At 65.7% G+C, this 16378-nt stretch carries 17 protein-coding genes; 10 read left to right on the top strand and 7 right to left on the bottom strand.

Annotated features, from left to right (window positions below):
* Positions 1 to 203: 203 nt before the first annotated feature.
* The 3 genes from VHL31_RS27010 (at position 204) to VHL31_RS18445 (ending at position 2014) form a co-directional block, all read left to right on the top strand.
* Complete coding sequence (locus tag VHL31_RS27010; RefSeq protein ID WP_414653770.1) at positions 204 to 563, top strand: helix-turn-helix domain-containing protein; 360 nt, start codon at positions 204 to 206, stop codon at positions 561 to 563.
* Complete coding sequence (locus VHL31_RS18440; RefSeq protein ID WP_329662710.1) at positions 560 to 1096, top strand: ImmA/IrrE family metallo-endopeptidase; 537 nt, start codon at positions 560 to 562, stop codon at positions 1094 to 1096. Before VHL31_RS27010 ends, VHL31_RS18440 begins: the two co-directional genes overlap by 4 nt.
* A 558-nt stretch (positions 1097 to 1654) precedes the next feature.
* Entirely contained in the window at positions 1655 to 2014 is a 360-nt protein-coding gene (locus VHL31_RS18445) for a helix-turn-helix domain-containing protein (RefSeq protein ID WP_329662711.1), read from the top strand.
* Between the two features lie 48 nt (positions 2015 to 2062).
* Here the strand turns inward: VHL31_RS18445 and VHL31_RS18450 are convergent, their stop codons facing one another.
* A complete protein-coding gene (locus tag VHL31_RS18450; protein WP_329662712.1) occupies positions 2063 to 2296 on the bottom strand; it encodes a hypothetical protein in 234 nt (77 codons plus the stop codon).
* Positions 2293 to 2535, bottom strand: a complete 243-nt coding sequence (locus tag VHL31_RS18455) for a type II toxin-antitoxin system HicA family toxin (RefSeq protein ID WP_329662713.1) — start codon at positions 2533 to 2535, stop codon at positions 2293 to 2295. Before VHL31_RS18455 ends, VHL31_RS18450 begins: the two co-directional genes overlap by 4 nt.
* A 205-nt stretch (positions 2536 to 2740) precedes the next feature.
* On the opposite strand from VHL31_RS18455, the gene VHL31_RS18460 reads away from it, so the two are divergent.
* Positions 2741 to 3004, top strand: a complete 264-nt coding sequence (locus VHL31_RS18460; RefSeq protein WP_329662714.1) for a hypothetical protein — start codon at positions 2741 to 2743, stop codon at positions 3002 to 3004.
* A gap of 59 nt (positions 3005 to 3063) precedes the next feature.
* Positions 3064 to 3306, top strand: coding sequence for a hypothetical protein (locus VHL31_RS18465; RefSeq protein WP_329662715.1), 243 nt, complete (start codon positions 3064 to 3066; stop codon positions 3304 to 3306).
* Positions 3307 to 3319: 13 nt separating this feature from the next.
* On the opposite strand, the gene VHL31_RS18470 is transcribed toward VHL31_RS18465, so the two are convergent.
* The 3 genes from VHL31_RS18470 to VHL31_RS18480 all read right to left on the bottom strand — a co-directional run bounded on the left by VHL31_RS18470 (position 3320) and on the right by VHL31_RS18480 (position 6597).
* Positions 3320 to 4153 (bottom strand): restriction endonuclease, encoded by an 834-nt coding sequence (locus tag VHL31_RS18470; protein ID WP_329662716.1) that lies wholly within the window; start codon positions 4151 to 4153, stop codon positions 3320 to 3322.
* Positions 4154 to 4549: 396 nt separating this feature from the next.
* The gene (locus VHL31_RS18475; protein WP_329662717.1) at positions 4550 to 5320 is read right to left on the bottom strand and encodes an SDR family oxidoreductase; all 771 of its coding nucleotides are present in this window, start codon (positions 5318 to 5320) and stop codon (positions 4550 to 4552) included.
* Between the two features lie 17 nt (positions 5321 to 5337).
* Positions 5338 to 6597 carry an MFS transporter gene (locus tag VHL31_RS18480; protein ID WP_329662718.1) on the bottom strand — a complete coding sequence of 420 codons (1260 nt, stop codon included), beginning with the start codon at positions 6595 to 6597 and terminating at the stop codon, positions 5338 to 5340.
* A gap of 161 nt (positions 6598 to 6758) precedes the next feature.
* Here VHL31_RS18480 and VHL31_RS18485 point away from each other — a divergent pair, with 161 nt between their 5' ends.
* Both VHL31_RS18485 and VHL31_RS18490 read left to right on the top strand, forming a co-directional pair.
* Entirely contained in the window at positions 6759 to 7583 is an 825-nt protein-coding gene (locus VHL31_RS18485) for an N-formylglutamate amidohydrolase (RefSeq protein ID WP_329662719.1), read from the top strand.
* A 24-nt stretch (positions 7584 to 7607) separates the two neighbouring features.
* Complete coding sequence (locus VHL31_RS18490) at positions 7608 to 7907, top strand: DUF1244 domain-containing protein (RefSeq protein WP_329662720.1); 300 nt, start codon at positions 7608 to 7610, stop codon at positions 7905 to 7907.
* 275 nt (positions 7908 to 8182) lie between these two features.
* Here the strand turns inward: VHL31_RS18490 and cobB are convergent, their stop codons facing one another.
* Complete coding sequence (gene cobB / locus VHL31_RS18495; RefSeq protein ID WP_329662721.1) at positions 8183 to 8896, bottom strand: Sir2 family NAD+-dependent deacetylase; 714 nt, start codon at positions 8894 to 8896, stop codon at positions 8183 to 8185.
* A gap of 576 nt (positions 8897 to 9472) precedes the next feature.
* On the opposite strand from cobB, the gene VHL31_RS18500 reads away from it, so the two are divergent.
* Genes VHL31_RS18500 through VHL31_RS18510 form a run of 3 tightly spaced genes read left to right on the top strand, consistent with a single transcriptional unit; the run spans position 9473 to position 14860 of the window.
* The gene (locus VHL31_RS18500) at positions 9473 to 10108 is read left to right on the top strand and encodes a hypothetical protein (protein ID WP_329662722.1); all 636 of its coding nucleotides are present in this window, start codon (positions 9473 to 9475) and stop codon (positions 10106 to 10108) included.
* Entirely contained in the window at positions 10023 to 11594 is a 1572-nt protein-coding gene (locus tag VHL31_RS18505) for a DNA polymerase Y family protein (RefSeq protein ID WP_329662723.1), read from the top strand. The genes VHL31_RS18500 and VHL31_RS18505 overlap by 86 nt, the downstream gene beginning before the upstream one ends.
* Positions 11591 to 14860: an error-prone DNA polymerase gene (locus VHL31_RS18510; protein ID WP_329662724.1), complete on the top strand. Its 3270-nt coding sequence runs from the start codon at positions 11591 to 11593 to the stop codon at positions 14858 to 14860. Before VHL31_RS18505 ends, VHL31_RS18510 begins: the two co-directional genes overlap by 4 nt.
* A 1420-nt stretch (positions 14861 to 16280) precedes the next feature.
* On the opposite strand, the gene VHL31_RS18515 is transcribed toward VHL31_RS18510, so the two are convergent.
* Positions 16281 to 16378: flagellin (locus VHL31_RS18515; RefSeq protein WP_329662725.1), on the bottom strand; the 98-nt coding region annotated here is incomplete at its 5' end.

Below are 16378 nucleotides of genomic sequence, written 5' to 3' on the forward strand. Positions count from 1 at the left end.
CGGCGCCGACGCTGGACGGCAGTGATCACCTCGATGCGCGGTGGGGGTCCGTTTGGATCAGAAGCCATGACCTTATCCATAGGCGTATGCCTATGCCTTATCGGCTATCGACCCTGTCCGGTTCAAATGGGGTGCAGTCCAACTAGCAGTACGCCCTATCGATGTACCAGACGGTTCATTTTTGTACCAAAAGGGCAATGATCATGACTCCTCTAGGGAAGGCACTGAGGAACCTACGAATGGATCGTGAGTGGCTTCTAAAGGAAATGGCTGACGGGATTGGCATAACGCCATCCTTCCTGAGCGCAGTCGAGACCGGTCGGAAAAGCCCGCCAATGGATCTCGTCGATCGGATAGCACTGTGGGGAAAGCTCGATAGTAAGACCAGAGATAAGCTCTTCGTTGCTCTGGCTGAAACAACTAATGAGGTAACCCTCCGCTTACGGAAGGATGCCTCCTATGCTAATCGCGAAGCCGCTGCGATACTAGCGAGAACATTTGGAGATCTGACAGCAGAAGATATCGAGTCAATCAAGAGGATCGTCAATAGGAGACGCTCATGACCGAGCTTGTCGTTTCGGCAGATCCACTGTCTACCAATTTCATCGAAAGCATCGCCGACTATGTTCGCGAAATCTGTGCAACGCCAGATCCATTTTTGCCGATCGTGGACATCCTCGAATTCGGTCTTGAACGGCTTGCTCCTGGATATGTGTTCGAGGTTCGTTCAGTAGAAGAACTTGGCCGAAACCATGGACAAGTCGATCCAATTGCAAAGACACTTGCGTTAAGAGAAGATGTTTATGAGGGACTGGTGAATGATGTGGGAAGAGATCGCTTCACTGCTGCTCACGAACTCGGCCATGCCTTACTGCATGGCAGGTCACTGAATCGATCACCCACCGGAACTGCTAGAAAGATCTACTGCGATCCGGAATGGCAAGCGAATACGTTTGCTGCTGCTTTACTGATGCCACAGGCAATGGTAAAGCAGATGAAGTCATTAGAGCAAGTTAGCGACGAATTTGGGGTTTCTGATGAGGCAGCTGCTGTGCGAGTACGCAAGCTAGGTCTCACACTTCCCCGCTTTGGTTAGGAGTGGCGCTGTTGGTAGCAGCGCCACTCCTAGTGTCCTGACGGGAGTTGGACGCAACCCTGAGGGACGCGCCTTGGACCGGAGGACGTTCGCTGGAACACGCGAAACGTACGCACTCCGAATTCATGGCGCAAGAATCTGCGTCTGAATCGGAGCAACTTTCATGGACATCTCAAAACGCGCTGCACCGCCTGGCTTCAGGTGGGTCTGTGTTCGGTACCGCCGTGTGCGGAACTCGGACAAGATCCTTGATGCGCATTCGTATGGATACGAGGCGTGGTGCTTCCTCGTCCGTTGCTAGTAGCTAACTGAAGCGAACATGAGGAACCGGGTGCTGTTGAGGAGGCAGCATCTGGTTCTTTCATTGGCAGTAGACGTTATGCTGACAAGGATGAACTTCGATGAACTCGTCGTTGCGGGAGCGGTTCGAACGACTGGGGCCGGTCCGAACGACTGGGGCCGGTCCGAACCGTCGACCGCGTGTCCTCCGGTTCGCCCGCCGACCTGATGCTGGTTCCTGATAAGCAACCTGTCGCCACTGTGACGGCGGCGCTCGCCTTGGCGCGACGCGGCATGACCCTGCTCGGTGCCAAGCGAGCCCTGGAAGAGATGCTGGCCTCGGGCCGCGCGTTTGTTGCGGTTCCGACCGTCGAGGATGCCGACGTGCTGATGTCAGAACTCGCGGCTGCCGGCGTGGCGGCCAAGGTGCTGGCCAAGGAGCCGTCCGTCGACGTGAAAGCGATCCGCGAGCGCCTGTCCTTGAGCCAGGAGCAGTTCGCCCTGCGCTATGGCCTGGATGTCGACGCCGTCCGTAACTGGGAACGCGGCCGTCGCCAGCCGGACCGGGCCGCCCGCAGTTATCTGCGGGTCCTCGCGCGCGAGCCGGCGCTGGTGGCGGAAGCACTCGTCGGCAGGTAAGCCGTCACGACGAGGACCGCCCCGTCTTCGTCGGCAGCTACTCGGCGCTCAAGCCGCGATCAGTTCGTCCCGGACAAAGTGCAGCCGGATCATCTTCGGCCGGCGCTCCGAACCGGCGAAATGACACTGCACGGCGTCCCGCACCATCGTGCGAAGCTCCGCCAGGTCATCGGCCTCCGTGAAGATCGGCTCCCCCACGGCCCGCGCCACAAAGCCGCCCTCGACCGCTTCCTCGACGACGAAGATCAGCTCGACATCGCCTGCGCTGGTCCCGTCACTCATCCGAACAGTTCCTCCAAGAGACGCGCCACCGACCAGCCACGCGTCCTGGCCACCTCCGCCAGAATGGCGTGGAGCGTGCCGACCTTCAACGGCCGATGGTTGGGAATGGTGATGGGCGGCACATCGGGCAGCTCATGGCGCAGCCTCACATGGCTGCCCGTCTGCCGCTCGACCTCATACCCGACCCGCCGCAGTGCCCGGATCAGCGTCGGCGCATCGAGGTCACGCGGTAGCTTCATGCGTTGGCTCTAGCGCACGGGCCGGAGAAAGGTCGAGACCGTCGATGCCAACCGGTCCGAAACCCCAGCTCCGCAGCATGATGCCGGCACTGGCAAAGCATGACGGCCACCATTCTATATGGCAGGAAAGCTGGTCATGGCGCAGACGGACGATTCATTCTTCCAGTGGGACGAACCGTCTCAATCTGGAGCGGCAGAAAACTCGATGAGCAGATCCGATCGGTACACGGATGACCTGGGCGAGATGGACGGCGTCGGCGAGCAGGTGGCCGACTTCCTGCCAAGCCCGGCAGAGCTAGCCAGGCGGGACAGCACCGTGAAGGTCACCCTTGGCCTCAGCCACCGGAGCCTGGACTTCTTCAAGCGGGAAGCCGCCAAGCACCACGTCCCCTACCAGCGCATGATCCGCGCCCTCGTCGACGAGTATGCGCAGCGGCAGATGAGCGGCGAGGGATCCAACGGAGGCTGACAGGCTTTCCTTCGTCGGCGGCGGGAAGCCGGCCCCGCCCATCATGAAGAAGGAGCGCCATGCCCCGCGACGTTACCGATGCCGAAGGCACCGTCTGGTCCTGCATCCAGGCCTTCGCGGGCCTGGGCAACGATCGGCACAAGGCCGAAGCGGCAAAGGTCGAGGGGCCGCCGGATCGCGTGCATGTCGTGTGCACGCCGAGCGGCGGGGCGGCCTCGGTGCGGCTGGAGCTGCCGGTCGACTGGGAAACGGCCATGGCCGACGACGAGCTGGCGCGCGCGATCCGTGCCGGGCTCGGCTAGAAGCAGCCGCCCCTCAGCCCGCGAACGCCATCCGCCGGAAGCCCGGCAGCTCGCTGTAATGGATCAGGAACACGTTGTTGGTCGCGGCCAGTGCCCGGGCCGAGCGGGTATAGGCCTGGTTGGAGACCACGCAGGCCGCCTGCGCCTGGTAGTATTGCCGGGCGGCCGCCACCTCCTGCACGGCCTTGTTGCCGACCGGGGCCGAGTGGTACTTGCACTGGAAGACCACCGCCCGGCCCTTGTGCTCGGCGATGATGTCCGCGCCCTGGTCGCCGCTGGCCGCGGTCGGCCGGGCCCGCCAGTTCTGCCGGCGCAGCACCTCCATGCAGTACTGCTCGAAATCGGTGCCGGTCAGGCGGCGTGCCGGCTTGCCGGTCTCCAGGGCCTCCAGCTTCTTCTGGCGCACTGCCTCGTCCAGGAGCGCGATGGCGAAGACGTGGAAGTGCTGGGCAAAGTAGGCCTGCTCGCGGGGCTTGAGCTGCGGGACGACGAGCTTGCGCACGAACCGGTCGAGATGGGCGTGCCAGCGATCCGTGTCCTCCACGCCGTAATCGTCGGGATGGACCAGGCGGGCGCGGTTGAGCGCCAGCTTGTCGGCATGGGCGAGAAAGGCGCGCCGCACCGCGCCAAGGCAGCGCCGCCGTGCGCGATGGCGCCGGTAGCTCCGCCCGAGCGAGCGGCCAATCAGCGGCGCCAGCAACAGGCCCGCCAGCAGGAGCCAGCCATTCACCTGCACCGGCCGGCCGAGCATCTGCCCCGCCAGGTCCTGCATGAGGCCGGCCATCATCGGCAACAGGATGAGCGCCAGCAGGGTGTTCCTGGCCTTGTGGCCGATCGGCGCGGGCAAGGCTTTCGCCTTGGGCTGCCGCCGAGCCCGCCGCTTTGGCTGGATGGCTGGGGAGCGGACTGTGGTCCTTCGCGCGCTCAGTGCAGATCTTGCCACAACACACTGGCGCCCGGGGGTTTCCGCTGGGGGAGACTCGTAACCCACATGTTACCAGCCTGTGCATAATGCGGCTAGATGAGAATATTCTCGTAGCGCCTGCCCGTTTCGGGCGAAGATGGCGGCTTGAGCCCTGTCCACCCAGCCCGCGGGAGCACCAGGCATGCAACATGCATTCTGCATGAACGAACCCGAGGACCTCAGCCATTCCAATGGCTTGGCTTTTCTCGGAGGGCCTCGGGCGGCCAGTGGCGCCGGGGTGGCCGACGAGGAGAAGCCCTCGTCAGCCCGGCATCAACGCTATTTAGCGTACATGCCGCCATCGACCGGCAGGATCACGCCGTTGACGAAGGACGCATCCTCCGAGGCCAGGAACACCGCGACCTTGGCGACTTCCTCCGCCCGCCCGGCCCGCCCGAGCGGCACGTCGGCATACATGCCGGGGCCGGTCTGCGGGTCGTCCAGGAGGGACTGGATCATCGGGGTGGCGACCGGGCCTGGGCAGATGCAGTTCACCCGGATGTTCTTCGGGCCCCAGTCGACCGCGAGCGTGCGGGTCAGCGAGACCACGCCGCCTTTGGCGCAGGTATAGGCGTCGGCGCCGAGGATGCCGGCAATGCCCTGGATCGAGGCATTGTTGACGATCGCCCCGCCGCCCTGGCGCACCATGACCGGGATGGCATGCTTGCAGCCGAACGCCACGCCTTTCATGTTGATGGCGACGATGCCGTCGAAGGCATCCTCCGGCGTGTCGACAATGCTCGCCATCTTGTAGCGCCCGGTGGCGCTGTGCCCGACCGCCGCATTGTTGAACAGCACGTCCAGCCGGCCGGTCCCCTCCGTCGCGAACGCCACCAGGGCGGCAAGCTCGGATTCCTTCGACACGTCGATCCGGAATGCCCGCCCGCCGATCTCGCCCGCCACCTTCTCGGCCCCCTGCCCGTCCAGGTCCGCCACCACCACCCGGCCGCCCTCGGCCGCGAACAGCCGGCAGGCCGCCGCCCCCATGCCGGACGCACCACCCGTCACCACGATCACCTTGTCCTGGAACCGTCCCACCACCGTCTCCATCCGCTACGTTCGAACCATCAACGCCTGTGCCGCCCCGAGCGTCCCACGATCAGGGCGACGATGCTGGCCAGAAGCCCGCAACAGGGCAGGATGGCCATCGCCACCTGCCACTCCCGCCCGCCATAGACGCGCACGCCCAAGGCGGTCTGCCCGCTCCAATTGAGGTCGAGCAAGGCTCCCACCACGATCTGCACCGCCGCACCCGCCAGCAGGACCGAGCTGTTCACGATCCCGGCCGCCGTGCCGGCCCTGGCATTCCCAAAGGCATCCCTGGCCAGCGCGAACGCCACCGGCATGACGCCCGAGGCAAGCCCGGCCACGACCAGGCAGAGCATCACCGCGACCAGCGGCAGGCCCGGCACCAGCACCGCAACCGCCCAGGCCAGCGCAACGAGGACGGACCCGCCGAGGAGCACCGGCGAACGACGCCCGAGGCGATCCGACAGCCAGCCGGCCAGCGGCCCGCCGGCCGCCCAGGTGATCAGCAGCAGCGAGACGATCCCGCCAGCCTGCGCCCTGCCCAGCCCATGCACCTGGACCAGCCAGGGCACGCCCCACAGACCCGCAAAGGTCAGGATCGGCGCCCCGATGGCGCCGGTCAGGGTGAACAGCTGCCAGGTGAGCGAGAGACGCAGGAGGGCACCCAGACCACCCGCGTCCTCCATCGGGGCAGCCGTCGCCCTTCGATGGGCCGGCGCAGCAGCAGGACGGTCGCGCAGCACCAGCGCCAGGAGTGTCGCCAGCAGGAGCGCCACCAGGGCAGCCGCCACCGCGCTGGCGCGCCAGCCAATCCCATCCACGAGCATGGCCAGGGGCACCTGCCCGAGGATGCCGCCAAGCGTCCCAGCCGTCAGCGTCAGCCCGGCAAACAGGCCGAAGCGCGCCTGCGGGATCCAACTGCCGGCCAGCTTGAGGGTGCCGACATAACCGACACCGGAGGCGGCGCCGAGCAGTGCCCGGGCAAGCCCACCCACCACCAGGCTGCCGGACAGAGCGAACAGCGCGCTGCCGACGGCCAGCACAAGGCTGGCCACGACCAGGAGCCTCTTTGGGCCGACACGGTCGACCATGACGCCTACCGGCACCTGCACCACCGCATAGGCCCAGAAGTAGGCGGCCGACAGCACCCCCAGGCCCGCGGCCGGAACGCCGAAGTCGCGCATCAGTTCGGGCACCATGACCGACGGTGCAACGCGATGAAAGAAGCCGAAACCGTAGAAGAGGGCTCCCAGCCCCCACATCGCCAGCGCCGTCCGTTCCACGCCCCCGATCGCCAAGAGCGTTCCTTCCAGAGCCGTCGCCTCGCGTCCGGGAACGGCTTGCCGCGTCACGTGGCGTTGCGCAATCGCAACCGGGCCACAGCCGGCTCCACCCAAGCGGCGACAGGACAGTGCCCCGGCGGTTGCCTGTTCGCCGTCCGACCTGCCATGACCGACCCATGACAACGCTGGAACCCTACCATATCGACCGGACCGCGCCCTGCCTGATCGTGGCGGATCACGCGGGGCGGGTCGTGCCCGAGGGCGTGGAACTGGGCGTCGACCCGGATGACCTTGCCCGCCATATCGGCTGGGACATCGGTGCCGCCATCGTGACGCGGCAGCTTGCCGATCGGCTTTCGGCACCTGCCCTGCTCTGCCACGTGACCCGCCTCGTGATCGACCCGAACCGCCGGCCGCGGCTGCCATCCTCCATGCCGGTGGTAAGCGACGGCACCGTCGTGCCTGGCAATCGCGACCTGAGCGAGGAAGATGTGCAGGCTCGGATCCGCGAACATTTCCTGCCCTACCACCGTGCCATCGCGCGCTGGATCGGCGCCAAGCGCAGGGACGGGATCGCACCTGTGCTGATCGCGGTGCACAGCTTCACGCCCAGGATGCTGGGAACGAGCCGGCCATGGCAGGTCGGCGTGCTATGGCGGGGCGACCGTCGGATCTCGGCGCCCTTGCTGGATGGGCTGCGGCGAGATCCCTCCATCTGTGTTGGCGACAACCTTCCCTACTCGGGCCAGGAAGATTTCGGCTACACGATCAACTTCCACGCCCAGCGTACCCATATCCCGCATGTGATGGTGGAACTACGCCAGAACGAGATCGACCGCCCGGATACGGCGCTGGCCTGGGCTGATCGGCTGGCTGACCTTCTGGTGCCGATCCTGGCCGATCCGGGCCTTTATGAACTCTATGGCGGCGACAATCTCGAGACGCTGCCAGAAGGCATGTCGTGGCGCGACGCCGCCAGCAGTTCCGCCAGCGTCCGCTGACCATTCCGCTTGAGAGGCGATCCCATGGACGACGATACCCGTACCGAACTCGAGGCCGCTGCCTTTCGCCGGCTCGTGCAGCACCTGCGCGGCCGCACGGACGTACAGAACATCGACCTGATGAACCTAGCCGGCTTCTGCCGCAATTGTCTGGCGAAGTGGTACACCGAGGCGGCCAAGAGCCGCGGTGTGGCCGACTTGGACTACGAGTCCGCACGGACCCTGGTCTATGGAATGCCGTACGCCGAGTGGAAAGAACGCTTCCAGAGCGAAGCGTCCTCTGACCAGCAGGCGGCGTTTAACCGCTCCCAGGCCGAGCACTAGCTCGCGCAAGGTTCAGGCTGAGGCGGTGGATTCCCGGCTAAGTTCCACAAGGTCCAACGGGATGTGGATGGAACAGGCTGTGGAAGATGAAGTGGAACCGACTGAGGCTGCTGATGCCGGCATCACCTCATCCTGAGCCGAAGATACGGCAGAGGCTGTGGATAACATGCGAACTGCCTGTACGGTGCATAACTTGGGGGAAGTCGCTGATCCGGTTTAGGTTCGGTTGACCGAGTTTGCCTTGGAAAGTTGTTCGAGGTTATCCACAGAGCCTGTCAGACATAGGTGGAAAGCAGTTCCTCCACGAACCGCGGCACCTCGATGGTGGCACGCCCGTAGCGCCGCTCCTCGAAACGGGAGCCCACCAGCGACTCCTCGAGATTGATCTCCACGGTATGTGCGAGACCATCGGCCCGGACAGCCTCCACAAAGCCTGCAGCCGGATAGACATGGCCGGACGTCCCGATGGCGATGAACAGGTCGCAGGCGTCCAGCGCGTCCTCGATCTTGTCCAGTGCCAGCGGCATTTCGCCAAACCAGACGATGTCGGGTCGCAGCCCGGCAGTCCGGCGGCAATGCGGGCAGACGTCATCCACCTCCAGATCCCCCTGCCATTCGCCCTGCCAGGCACAGTGGAGACAGCGGACGGCATCGAGTTGGCCGTGCATGTGGATCAGCCGCTGCTGGCCTGCACGCTCGTGCAGGTTGTCGACATTCTGCGTGACGACAAGAACCTCGCCGGGCCAGCGGCGCTCCAACTCGGCCAGAGCGAGATGAGCGGAATTGGGCGCAATCGCAGCGTCTTGAAGCTGACGGCGACGGTAGTTGTAGAATCGATGCACTTGCGCGGGATCCCGAGCAAATGCCTCGGGCGTCGCTACCTCCTCGAACCGGCGGCCCTCCCAAAGGCCACCCGCGCCGCGAAAGGTAGGCAGGCCAGACTCGGCGGAGATTCCGGCACCTGTGAGAATGACGATGCGTGCGTCCATACCGACACGATGCCGCATCGGCGCGGGCCTGATGGACGACGCCCTCGGTAGATTGATGCTTGCTGAGGCAGAATCAAACGTGCTCATGCGGTCCTGCTTCGTGTCGCTCATCCGACGAAGATCTCCTGCCTGCCCGGTTCGACCGTGGGCACTGCCTAGTATGCCATCATCAGAACATGGATCAGCACCGCCCCGGTTCCTCCGGCGCGACATGGATGACCGCCACTTTTCATCAATCCGCTCGACCCCTCTTCGGATCCCTTTGGAGCGGCGGGCGCTGCATACCATGCTCGCGACGGGCACCCAAGCGGCGTCGCGCATTCTTTCAACAGGGTCTTGGTCTCAGTCGGACATAGGCGGCTTCGGCATCCGATCCATACGGGCCTTCTGCCACAGAGAGTTGCCTGACCCATGCCCGGCGGAGAAGCCGAGGATGCGGCCAATGAAGGACAGGCCACAGCCACTTCGATCAGCCAACCATCCAGTCAGCTGATTCTCCATCATTTATCAATTTGCCTGCAGAGGCTGTTTGACAGTGGCACTTTAAAAGAACAAATTAAGAACATCGAGGTGCCCATGAATGTCCAGACCTTGCCGGTCCCCTATCCCCAGGCCTGCGCGACCCTGGAAGAGGCTTGTGCGGACGCTCCTCGAGCGTTCGCTGCCACCTTGCGGTTTGCCCTGTCGCGCCTGGGAAATGACAGCCGTCCGAGCATGTTCTGCACACTGCAGCGCCACCAATACGAACATGGCCGCCTGTTCGGCCGCGGGGTCGAGGCTGGCGGTTCCCTCCTGGTGGTGGAGCCGCGCAAGCCGATCGAGGTGTTGTGGGCTGCCGAGCAGGCGCTGCGTTCGGGTGCCGTGGCGGGCGTGGTCGCCGTGGTCGACCAGGTGACGCTGACCCAGACGCGCCGGCTGGACCTGGCCGCGCGCGAGGGCGGCGCCTCGGCCCTGCTGCTGCACATCCGCGAAGGCGGCCTCAGCGCAGCGCGGCGGCGCTGGCGTGTCGGCAGCTTGCCATCGGCGCCCAACCCTTTCGACCAGCGAGCGCCCGGCGCGTTTCGGATCCGTGCCGAACTGGTTCGCAGCCGCGCCGAGCCACTCTCGATGTGGATGCTGGAACAGGATGGTGAGACGCATCGTTTCCGTCTGGCTGATCGACTGGCCGATCGTGGTCTGGTCGAGAACGGCCGGCCGGCCGAAGCTGCCTGAGGACGTGCCGCTTGCCCTGATCGAGAAGGGGCCACACGGCCTGCGGCTGCGCGCCCTGAATGCGGCCGCGCGTGCGCGGGGCCTTCGTCGGGGGCAGGCCCATGCCGATGCGCGGGCCGTCCTGCCCGACCTGGTTTCCGCTCCGGCCGAGCCCAATTGGGAAGCCCAGGCGCTGGTGCGTCTGGCTCATTGGTGTGAACGTTGGTCACCCACCGTGGCGATCGATCCCTCGCCGGATGGCCTGGAAGGCCTCTTTCTCGACGTGACCGGCGTCGACCACCTGTTCGGCGGTGAGGCAGGGCTGCTGGAGGATTTGCGTGAACGGTTCGGCTCGGCTGGCATCGGCACGCAGATGGCGGTCGCACCGACCGCGGGAGCGGCCTGGGCATTGGCTCGCTGGTCCGGAGGTTGCGCAAGCCGGTTGGAGCTGGAGCAGATCCGCGAGGGCTTGGCCTCATTGCCGATCGCAGCCCTGCGGCTCGGCGAGGAGACGCTGCGCCTTGCCCGCCTGTTCGGGTTGCGCCGCATCGGCGACCTGTACGGCATGCCAAGAACCGGCTTGGCCCGGCGCTTTCGCGCGACGGATGGCCAGGACCTGGTGCGCCGGCTGGATCAGGCCCTGGGTCTGATCGAGGAGCCTCTCGTTCCGGTACGACCGCCGGTACGATACCGGGCGGTCGAATCGTTCGCGGAACCGGTGATCGACTTGGCAGGAGTGGAGGCCTATCTGCCTCTGCTAGCCGCCACCTTGGCCACGCGGCTGCAGCAGGATGCCCGCGGAGCTTCGTCGCTGCGGCTGGACGGATTTCGTTCCGACGGTGCGGTGGTGGGTCTTGCCGTACGTATGACCGTGCCGACCGTCCAGGCCGAGATCTGGCTGCGCCTCCTGCGCGAGAAGGGGCTGGAGCGGCTGGATCTTGGCTTCGGAATCGATGTCCTGGCCTTGTCCGCCGACCGAACCGAGCCGACCGATCTCGTCCAGCCGCCGCTGGAGCTGGAGGCAGGCAGCCGGCGGGATGCACGCCCGTTGAGCGAGCTCGTGGACAGGCTGGCGGCAAGGCTGGGTGAGCATGCCGTCACCATGCCGGTCCGCTATGAAAGCTGGCTGCCCGAGCGTTCCGAGCGCCGTGTTCCTGCGCAGCGTGCCATTCTGGGGACAGCCATGGGCCGGCCGCTCGTCCGGCCGCGCCCGATCCTGATGTTCGATCCGCCCGAGCCCATCGAAGCGCTGGCGGAGTTGCCGGACGGTGCCCCCGCCCGCTTCACCTGGCGGCGGGTTCCTCGCCGCGTCGCCCGGGCCGAGGGACCGGAGCGGTTGGCGCCCGAATGGTGGCAGCCGGCCCATGTCCAGCGGGACCGTACCCGGGACTATTATCGTGTCGAGGACGAGGATGGCGTGCGCTACTGGCTGTTCCGCGAGGGACTGTACGGGCAGGACGACGGCAAGCGGCTGCCGTCCTGGTGGATGCACGGGCTGTTCCCATGACCGGTCTGGACGAAGCCGGCTATGTTGAACTCGGGGTCCGGACCAATTTCTCTTTCCTGGAAGGCGCTTCCCACCCGGACGAGATGATCCTGCAGGCCAAGGCGATCGGGCTGCCGGCCATCGGCATCGCGGACCGCAACACGCTGGCCGGCATCGTCAGGGCCTACGAGGCCGCCAGGAAGGCGCAAGTCAGGCTCCTGGTCGGCTGCCGGCTCGCTTTCCTCGACCGGACGGAACTGATCGTCTTTCCCCGCGACCGGCCGGCCTATGGAAGGCTTTGCCGCCTGCTCTCGATCGGCAAGACCGAGATGGCCTGGGTCCAGGACATCGAGGGTGAGCGGATTCCCAAGGGTGAGACCAAGCTCCGCTTCGACCAGGCATGGGCCCTGGGCCAAGGGATGATCGCCCTGGTGCCGGCCCCTGCCCGTCTCGACCTCGTGTTCGAGCGGCGGCTGACTGCCTGGGCCGCCGCTTGGCCGGATCGGATCTACTTGGCCGCAGCTCCGCTCTGGCGTGGCGACGACCGGGCACGCCTCGACCGGCTGGCCGGCATCGCTCATCGGGCAGGCGTGCCGCTCTTGGCCAGCAATGCCGTGCTCTATCACCATTTCGACCGGCGGCCCCTGCAGGACGTGCTCACCTGCATTCGCAAGGGTACCACGATCGATGCGGCCGGTTTCGTGCTGCAGGCCAATGCCGAACGCTACCTGAAGCCGCCGGCCGAGATGGCGCGCCTGTTCCGCTCCCATCCCGAGGCCCTGGCGCGGACGGTGGAGGTGGCCAGGGCCTGCACCTTCAGCCTGAAGGAGCTGGCCTATGACTATCCGGACGAGCCGGTGCCGCCCGGCTGGACGCCGCAGCGCCGGCTGGTCCGCCTTGCCTGCGCGGGAGCCAGACAGCGCTGGCGCGACGGTGTGCCTGCCAAGGTGACGAGGATCCTCGCCAAGGAGCTGCGCCTGATCCGCAAGCTGAACTACGCACCCTATTTCCTGACCGTGCATGACATCGTCGCCTGGGCCCGGCATCCCGATCGCACGATCTTGTGCCAGGGCCGGGGCTCAGCGGCCAATTCCGCGGTCTGCTACTGCCTGGAGATCACCAACGTCGATCCGGTCGAGCAGGACGTGCTGATCGAGCGGTTCATTTCAGCCGAGCGGCAGGAGCCTCCCGACATCGATGTCGACTTCGAGCACGAGCGGCGCGAACTCGTCATGCAATACGTCTACGAGCGCTATGGCCGGGACCGGGCGGCGATCGTGGCGACCGTGATCCACTACCGCCCGCGTTCCGCGATCCGCGACGTGGGCAAGGCCCTGGGGCTGACCGCCGACGTGACCGCGCGCCTCGCCGACACGGTCTGGGGCTCGCACGGTACCACAATCGAGAACAGTCATGTCGACCGCACCGGCCTCAGCCGCGAGGATGTTCGCTTGGCCCAGGCCCTGGCTCTGGCGGGCGAGCTGATCCGGTTCCCGCGCCACCTGTCTCAGCATGTCGGTGGTTTCGTGCTGACCAGGGGCCCGCTCGTCGAGATCGTGCCGGTGGGCAACGGGGCGATGAAGGACCGGACCTTCATCGAGTGGGACAAGGACGACATCGACGTCCTCAACATCATGAAGGTCGACATCCTGGCGCTTGGCATGCTGACCGCGCTGAAGCGTGGCTTCGCCCTGATCGAGCAGGCTTACGGGGTGCGCATCCCGACCCTGGCGAACGTCCCGCGCGAGCGGAAGCGGGTCTACCGAATGCTGCAGCGGGCGGATTCGGTGGGCGTCTTCCAGGTCGAGAGCCGGGCACAGATGGCGATGCTGCCACGCCTGCGGCCCGAGTGCTTCTACGACCTGGTGGTGCAGGTCGCGATCGTCCGGCCCGGCCCGATCCAGGGCAAGATGGTTCATCCCTATCTCCAGCGCCGGGTGGAGCGGCGAGACAAGGGGGACGCCTTCGGCATCGATTATCCTCATCCTGCCCCCGAGCATGGCGACAAGGACGAGTTGCGACGGGTCCTGCACAAGACGCTCGGCGTGCCGCTGTTCCAGGAGCAGGCCATGCGGATCGCGATGGTGGCCGCGAAGTTCACCGGCGATGAAGCCAACGGGCTGCGCCGCGCCATGGCGACCTTTCGCCATGTCGGCACCATCGGCAATTACGAAAAGCTGATGGTCGATCGAATGATCGCGCGCGGCTACGAGCCCGAGTTCGCACAGAACTGCTTCCAGCAGATCCAGGGATTTGGCGAGTACGGCTTTCCTGAAAGCCACGCCGCCTCCTTTGCGCATCTGGTCTACGTGTCGGCCTGGATGAAGTGCGACTTTCCCGACGTGTTCGCGGCAGCGCTCCTGAACAGCCAGCCGATGGGCTTCTATGCCCCGGCCCAGATCGTGCGGGACGCCCGGGAGCATGGGGTCGAGGTGCGGCATCCGGATGTCGGTGCCAGCGACTGGGACGCCACCTTGGAGCAAAGGCCGAAAGGCCGGCGCCGGGCGGTGCGCCTGGGGATGCGCTCGATCGACGGCTTCCGGCAGGATTGGGCGGCAGCGATCGTCCAGGCCCGCCAGGCAGGACCGTTCACGTCGATGGACGACCTCCGCAACCGTACCGGACTGGTGGCCGCCGCCCTTGACTGCCTGGCCGCCGCCGATGCGCTAGGCTCCTTGGGTCTGTCGCGGCGGCAGGCTTCATGGGCGGCCAAGGGCACCCTCCATGCTCCCTTCCCGCTGTTCGCCGCCACGGGCCTGGAAGAGGCTGATGGCCCGCCCCCGCCAGCCTTGCCCAACGCGTCGCCCGCCGAGGAGGTGGTGGGCGACTACCAGACCCTCCGCCTCTCGTTGAAGGGACACCCGGTGGGCTTCTTGCGCCAGCGCTTGGCCGAAGCGGGTGCCCTGCCCCATGCCGCCCTCCCACATATCGCTTCCGGCCGCTGGGTGAGCGTGGGTGGCGTGGTGCTAGTCCGCCAGCGCCCGGGATCGGCCAAGGGTGTGGTGTTCCTGACGATCGAGGATGAGACCGGGATCGCCAACATCGTGCTCTGGCCGAAGACGTTTGAAGCCTTCCGGCCAGCCGCGATGGGAGCCCGGATGCTCATGGTTCGGGGCCGGCTGCAGCGTGAGGACGGCGTGACCCATCTGGTCGCCGAGCACATCGAGGACTGGACCGATTTCTTGAGGACGCTTGCCGACATGGAGCGCACGCAACAGGAACGGAACGCTGCTCGCCGCCATCCACGCAACGTGCGGACCATCCCGCCATCACGGGACTTTCACTAGCCGGCAGCGAGCTTCCCGTTGACCTCTCTGCCAGAGCCGCAAGCGGCACGTGAACGCGGGACATCACAGACGAGCGTGCTGCCTCGGTCACCCGACGCCATCAATGTCTTGCCCCAAGTCGGCGCAAAACATGAGTTGTGACTGCGCCACAAGCCATGGTGGATCGGCGACCACGCGGGATTTGCGGCAATGAGATACCGCTCTTGAAGGAGGGACGAGCCTAGCAGGCGCTGCAGATGGGCTGGAACAGCGTCCGTCAGTATTGGCACCGTGAGATCTGGATCGTGAAAGGCCTCGGCGGTGCCTTGCTTGATAGCCGGTTTCATCCGCGCGGCTCGCCTGTCGGTGGACGGTGGGCCATGAATCCGCTTGCTACAAGCATCGCAGGCAGGAGGCTGCGCAGGGGGTGGCGGGGCTTAGCCAAACGATGCCTGATGCCATCGAAGAAGCGGTCCCACCGAGGGAGCAGAGGCCCAGCTGCCGCAAGGCGCATGACACACCCGGTCGAGGAAGTGGCCCGGTCGAGGAAGTGGCCGCCAGGGAAAGCCCCGATCCTTGGCTGGCGCCCGCAGCCCTGCCCGGCAAAGGCCAAGTCGCCTTCCGTCTTCCTTGCAGGAAGCGGATCGATCGCGTGCTGGCAGTCGATGGTCGGCGAGCAAGGCGTGGGCGAACCTGGAGACCCAGTCGATGCCTCAGCCAAGCACTTTGCGATTGGAGGCCTGCTCCTGTGGGACGGGCGGGAAACCTCGTGCCGCTGCACAGCAGCGGTGCAGGGCGCTGCGGCGGAATGCGACGATGATGGCCTTGCCCGATCAGGATGAAACGGTGTGGGCGGCTCGGCTCCTTGGACGCACCGGATGTGAACGCCGCCGCCATCTGGCGATCGCCTTTACTGTTCAGCCCGTAGGGGATGGTCGGCTGTTGACCCCGATGACCTGCGGCCATCACGCGTCCCTCTGATCGGAGGACGACGTATCAAGATGCTCCGGGACTGTTGGAGGCGGATGGCGTCCGCTCACCACATCGCAGTGCCATGACGTGGTCGTCGGCAACTGGCTCGTACCACCCAGACACATTCGCTGGACAGTTGGTCATCGGCCGTTCCGCCTCTTCCATACAGGCAGGACCACGGTCCAGGGCCAACTGCTGTCAGCCGAGCGTCCCGGCGGATCCACTGCGCTGCTCGGTTCCTCCGGCAAAAGGTTGATCTAGCCGACCTTGTCCGATGCCGGCCGATTAGCGACTGATCGTCATCCAGCGTCCCGCCGGCCATCGGTCTGCCCTGATCCAAAGGGCGGGATGGTTGAATGCAGATCACCTGAAGAAACTGCCGCCCGTGCAGGAATCGAGCGAGGCGGCTCAGTGAGCCGCCTCGCATCCCCACCCGCCGGTGTTTGGGCTGGCGGGTGGGGCTGCTGGATCAGCGCAGGAGCTGGAGCATGGTCTGGGGCATCTGGTTGGCCTGGGCGAGCATGGAGACGCTGGCCTGGGTCAGCACGTTGTTGGAGGTGAACTTGG

It is taken from the genome of Geminicoccus sp. (assembly GCF_036263595.1).
Lineage (GTDB): Bacteria > Pseudomonadota > Alphaproteobacteria > Geminicoccales > Geminicoccaceae > Geminicoccus.

What these genes read in the sequence shown, in the direction of transcription:
- VHL31_RS27010 (WP_414653770.1), top strand. Translation starts at nt 204, where the DNA reads ATGACTCCTCTAGGGAAGGCACTGAGGAACCTACGAATGGATCGTGAG.
- VHL31_RS18440 (WP_329662710.1), top strand. Translation starts at nt 560, where the DNA reads ATGACCGAGCTTGTCGTTTCGGCAGATCCACTGTCTACCAATTTCATC.
- VHL31_RS18450 (WP_329662712.1), bottom strand. Translation starts at nt 2,296, where the DNA reads ATGAGTGACGGGACCAGCGCAGGCGATGTCGAGCTGATCTTCGTCGTC.
- VHL31_RS18455 (WP_329662713.1), bottom strand. Translation starts at nt 2,535, where the DNA reads ATGAAGCTACCGCGTGACCTCGATGCGCCGACGCTGATCCGGGCACTG.
- VHL31_RS18460 (WP_329662714.1), top strand. Translation starts at nt 2,741, where the DNA reads ATGAGCAGATCCGATCGGTACACGGATGACCTGGGCGAGATGGACGGC.
- VHL31_RS18465 (WP_329662715.1), top strand. Translation starts at nt 3,064, where the DNA reads ATGCCCCGCGACGTTACCGATGCCGAAGGCACCGTCTGGTCCTGCATC.
- VHL31_RS18475 (WP_329662717.1), bottom strand. Translation starts at nt 5,320, where the DNA reads ATGGAGACGGTGGTGGGACGGTTCCAGGACAAGGTGATCGTGGTGACG.
- VHL31_RS18485 (WP_329662719.1), top strand. Translation starts at nt 6,759, where the DNA reads ATGACAACGCTGGAACCCTACCATATCGACCGGACCGCGCCCTGCCTG.
- VHL31_RS18490 (WP_329662720.1), top strand. Translation starts at nt 7,608, where the DNA reads ATGGACGACGATACCCGTACCGAACTCGAGGCCGCTGCCTTTCGCCGG.
- cobB (WP_329662721.1), bottom strand. Translation starts at nt 8,896, where the DNA reads ATGGACGCACGCATCGTCATTCTCACAGGTGCCGGAATCTCCGCCGAG.
- VHL31_RS18500 (WP_329662722.1), top strand. Translation starts at nt 9,473, where the DNA reads ATGAATGTCCAGACCTTGCCGGTCCCCTATCCCCAGGCCTGCGCGACC.
- VHL31_RS18505 (WP_329662723.1), top strand. Translation starts at nt 10,023, where the DNA reads ATGGTGAGACGCATCGTTTCCGTCTGGCTGATCGACTGGCCGATCGTG.
- VHL31_RS18510 (WP_329662724.1), top strand. Translation starts at nt 11,591, where the DNA reads ATGACCGGTCTGGACGAAGCCGGCTATGTTGAACTCGGGGTCCGGACC.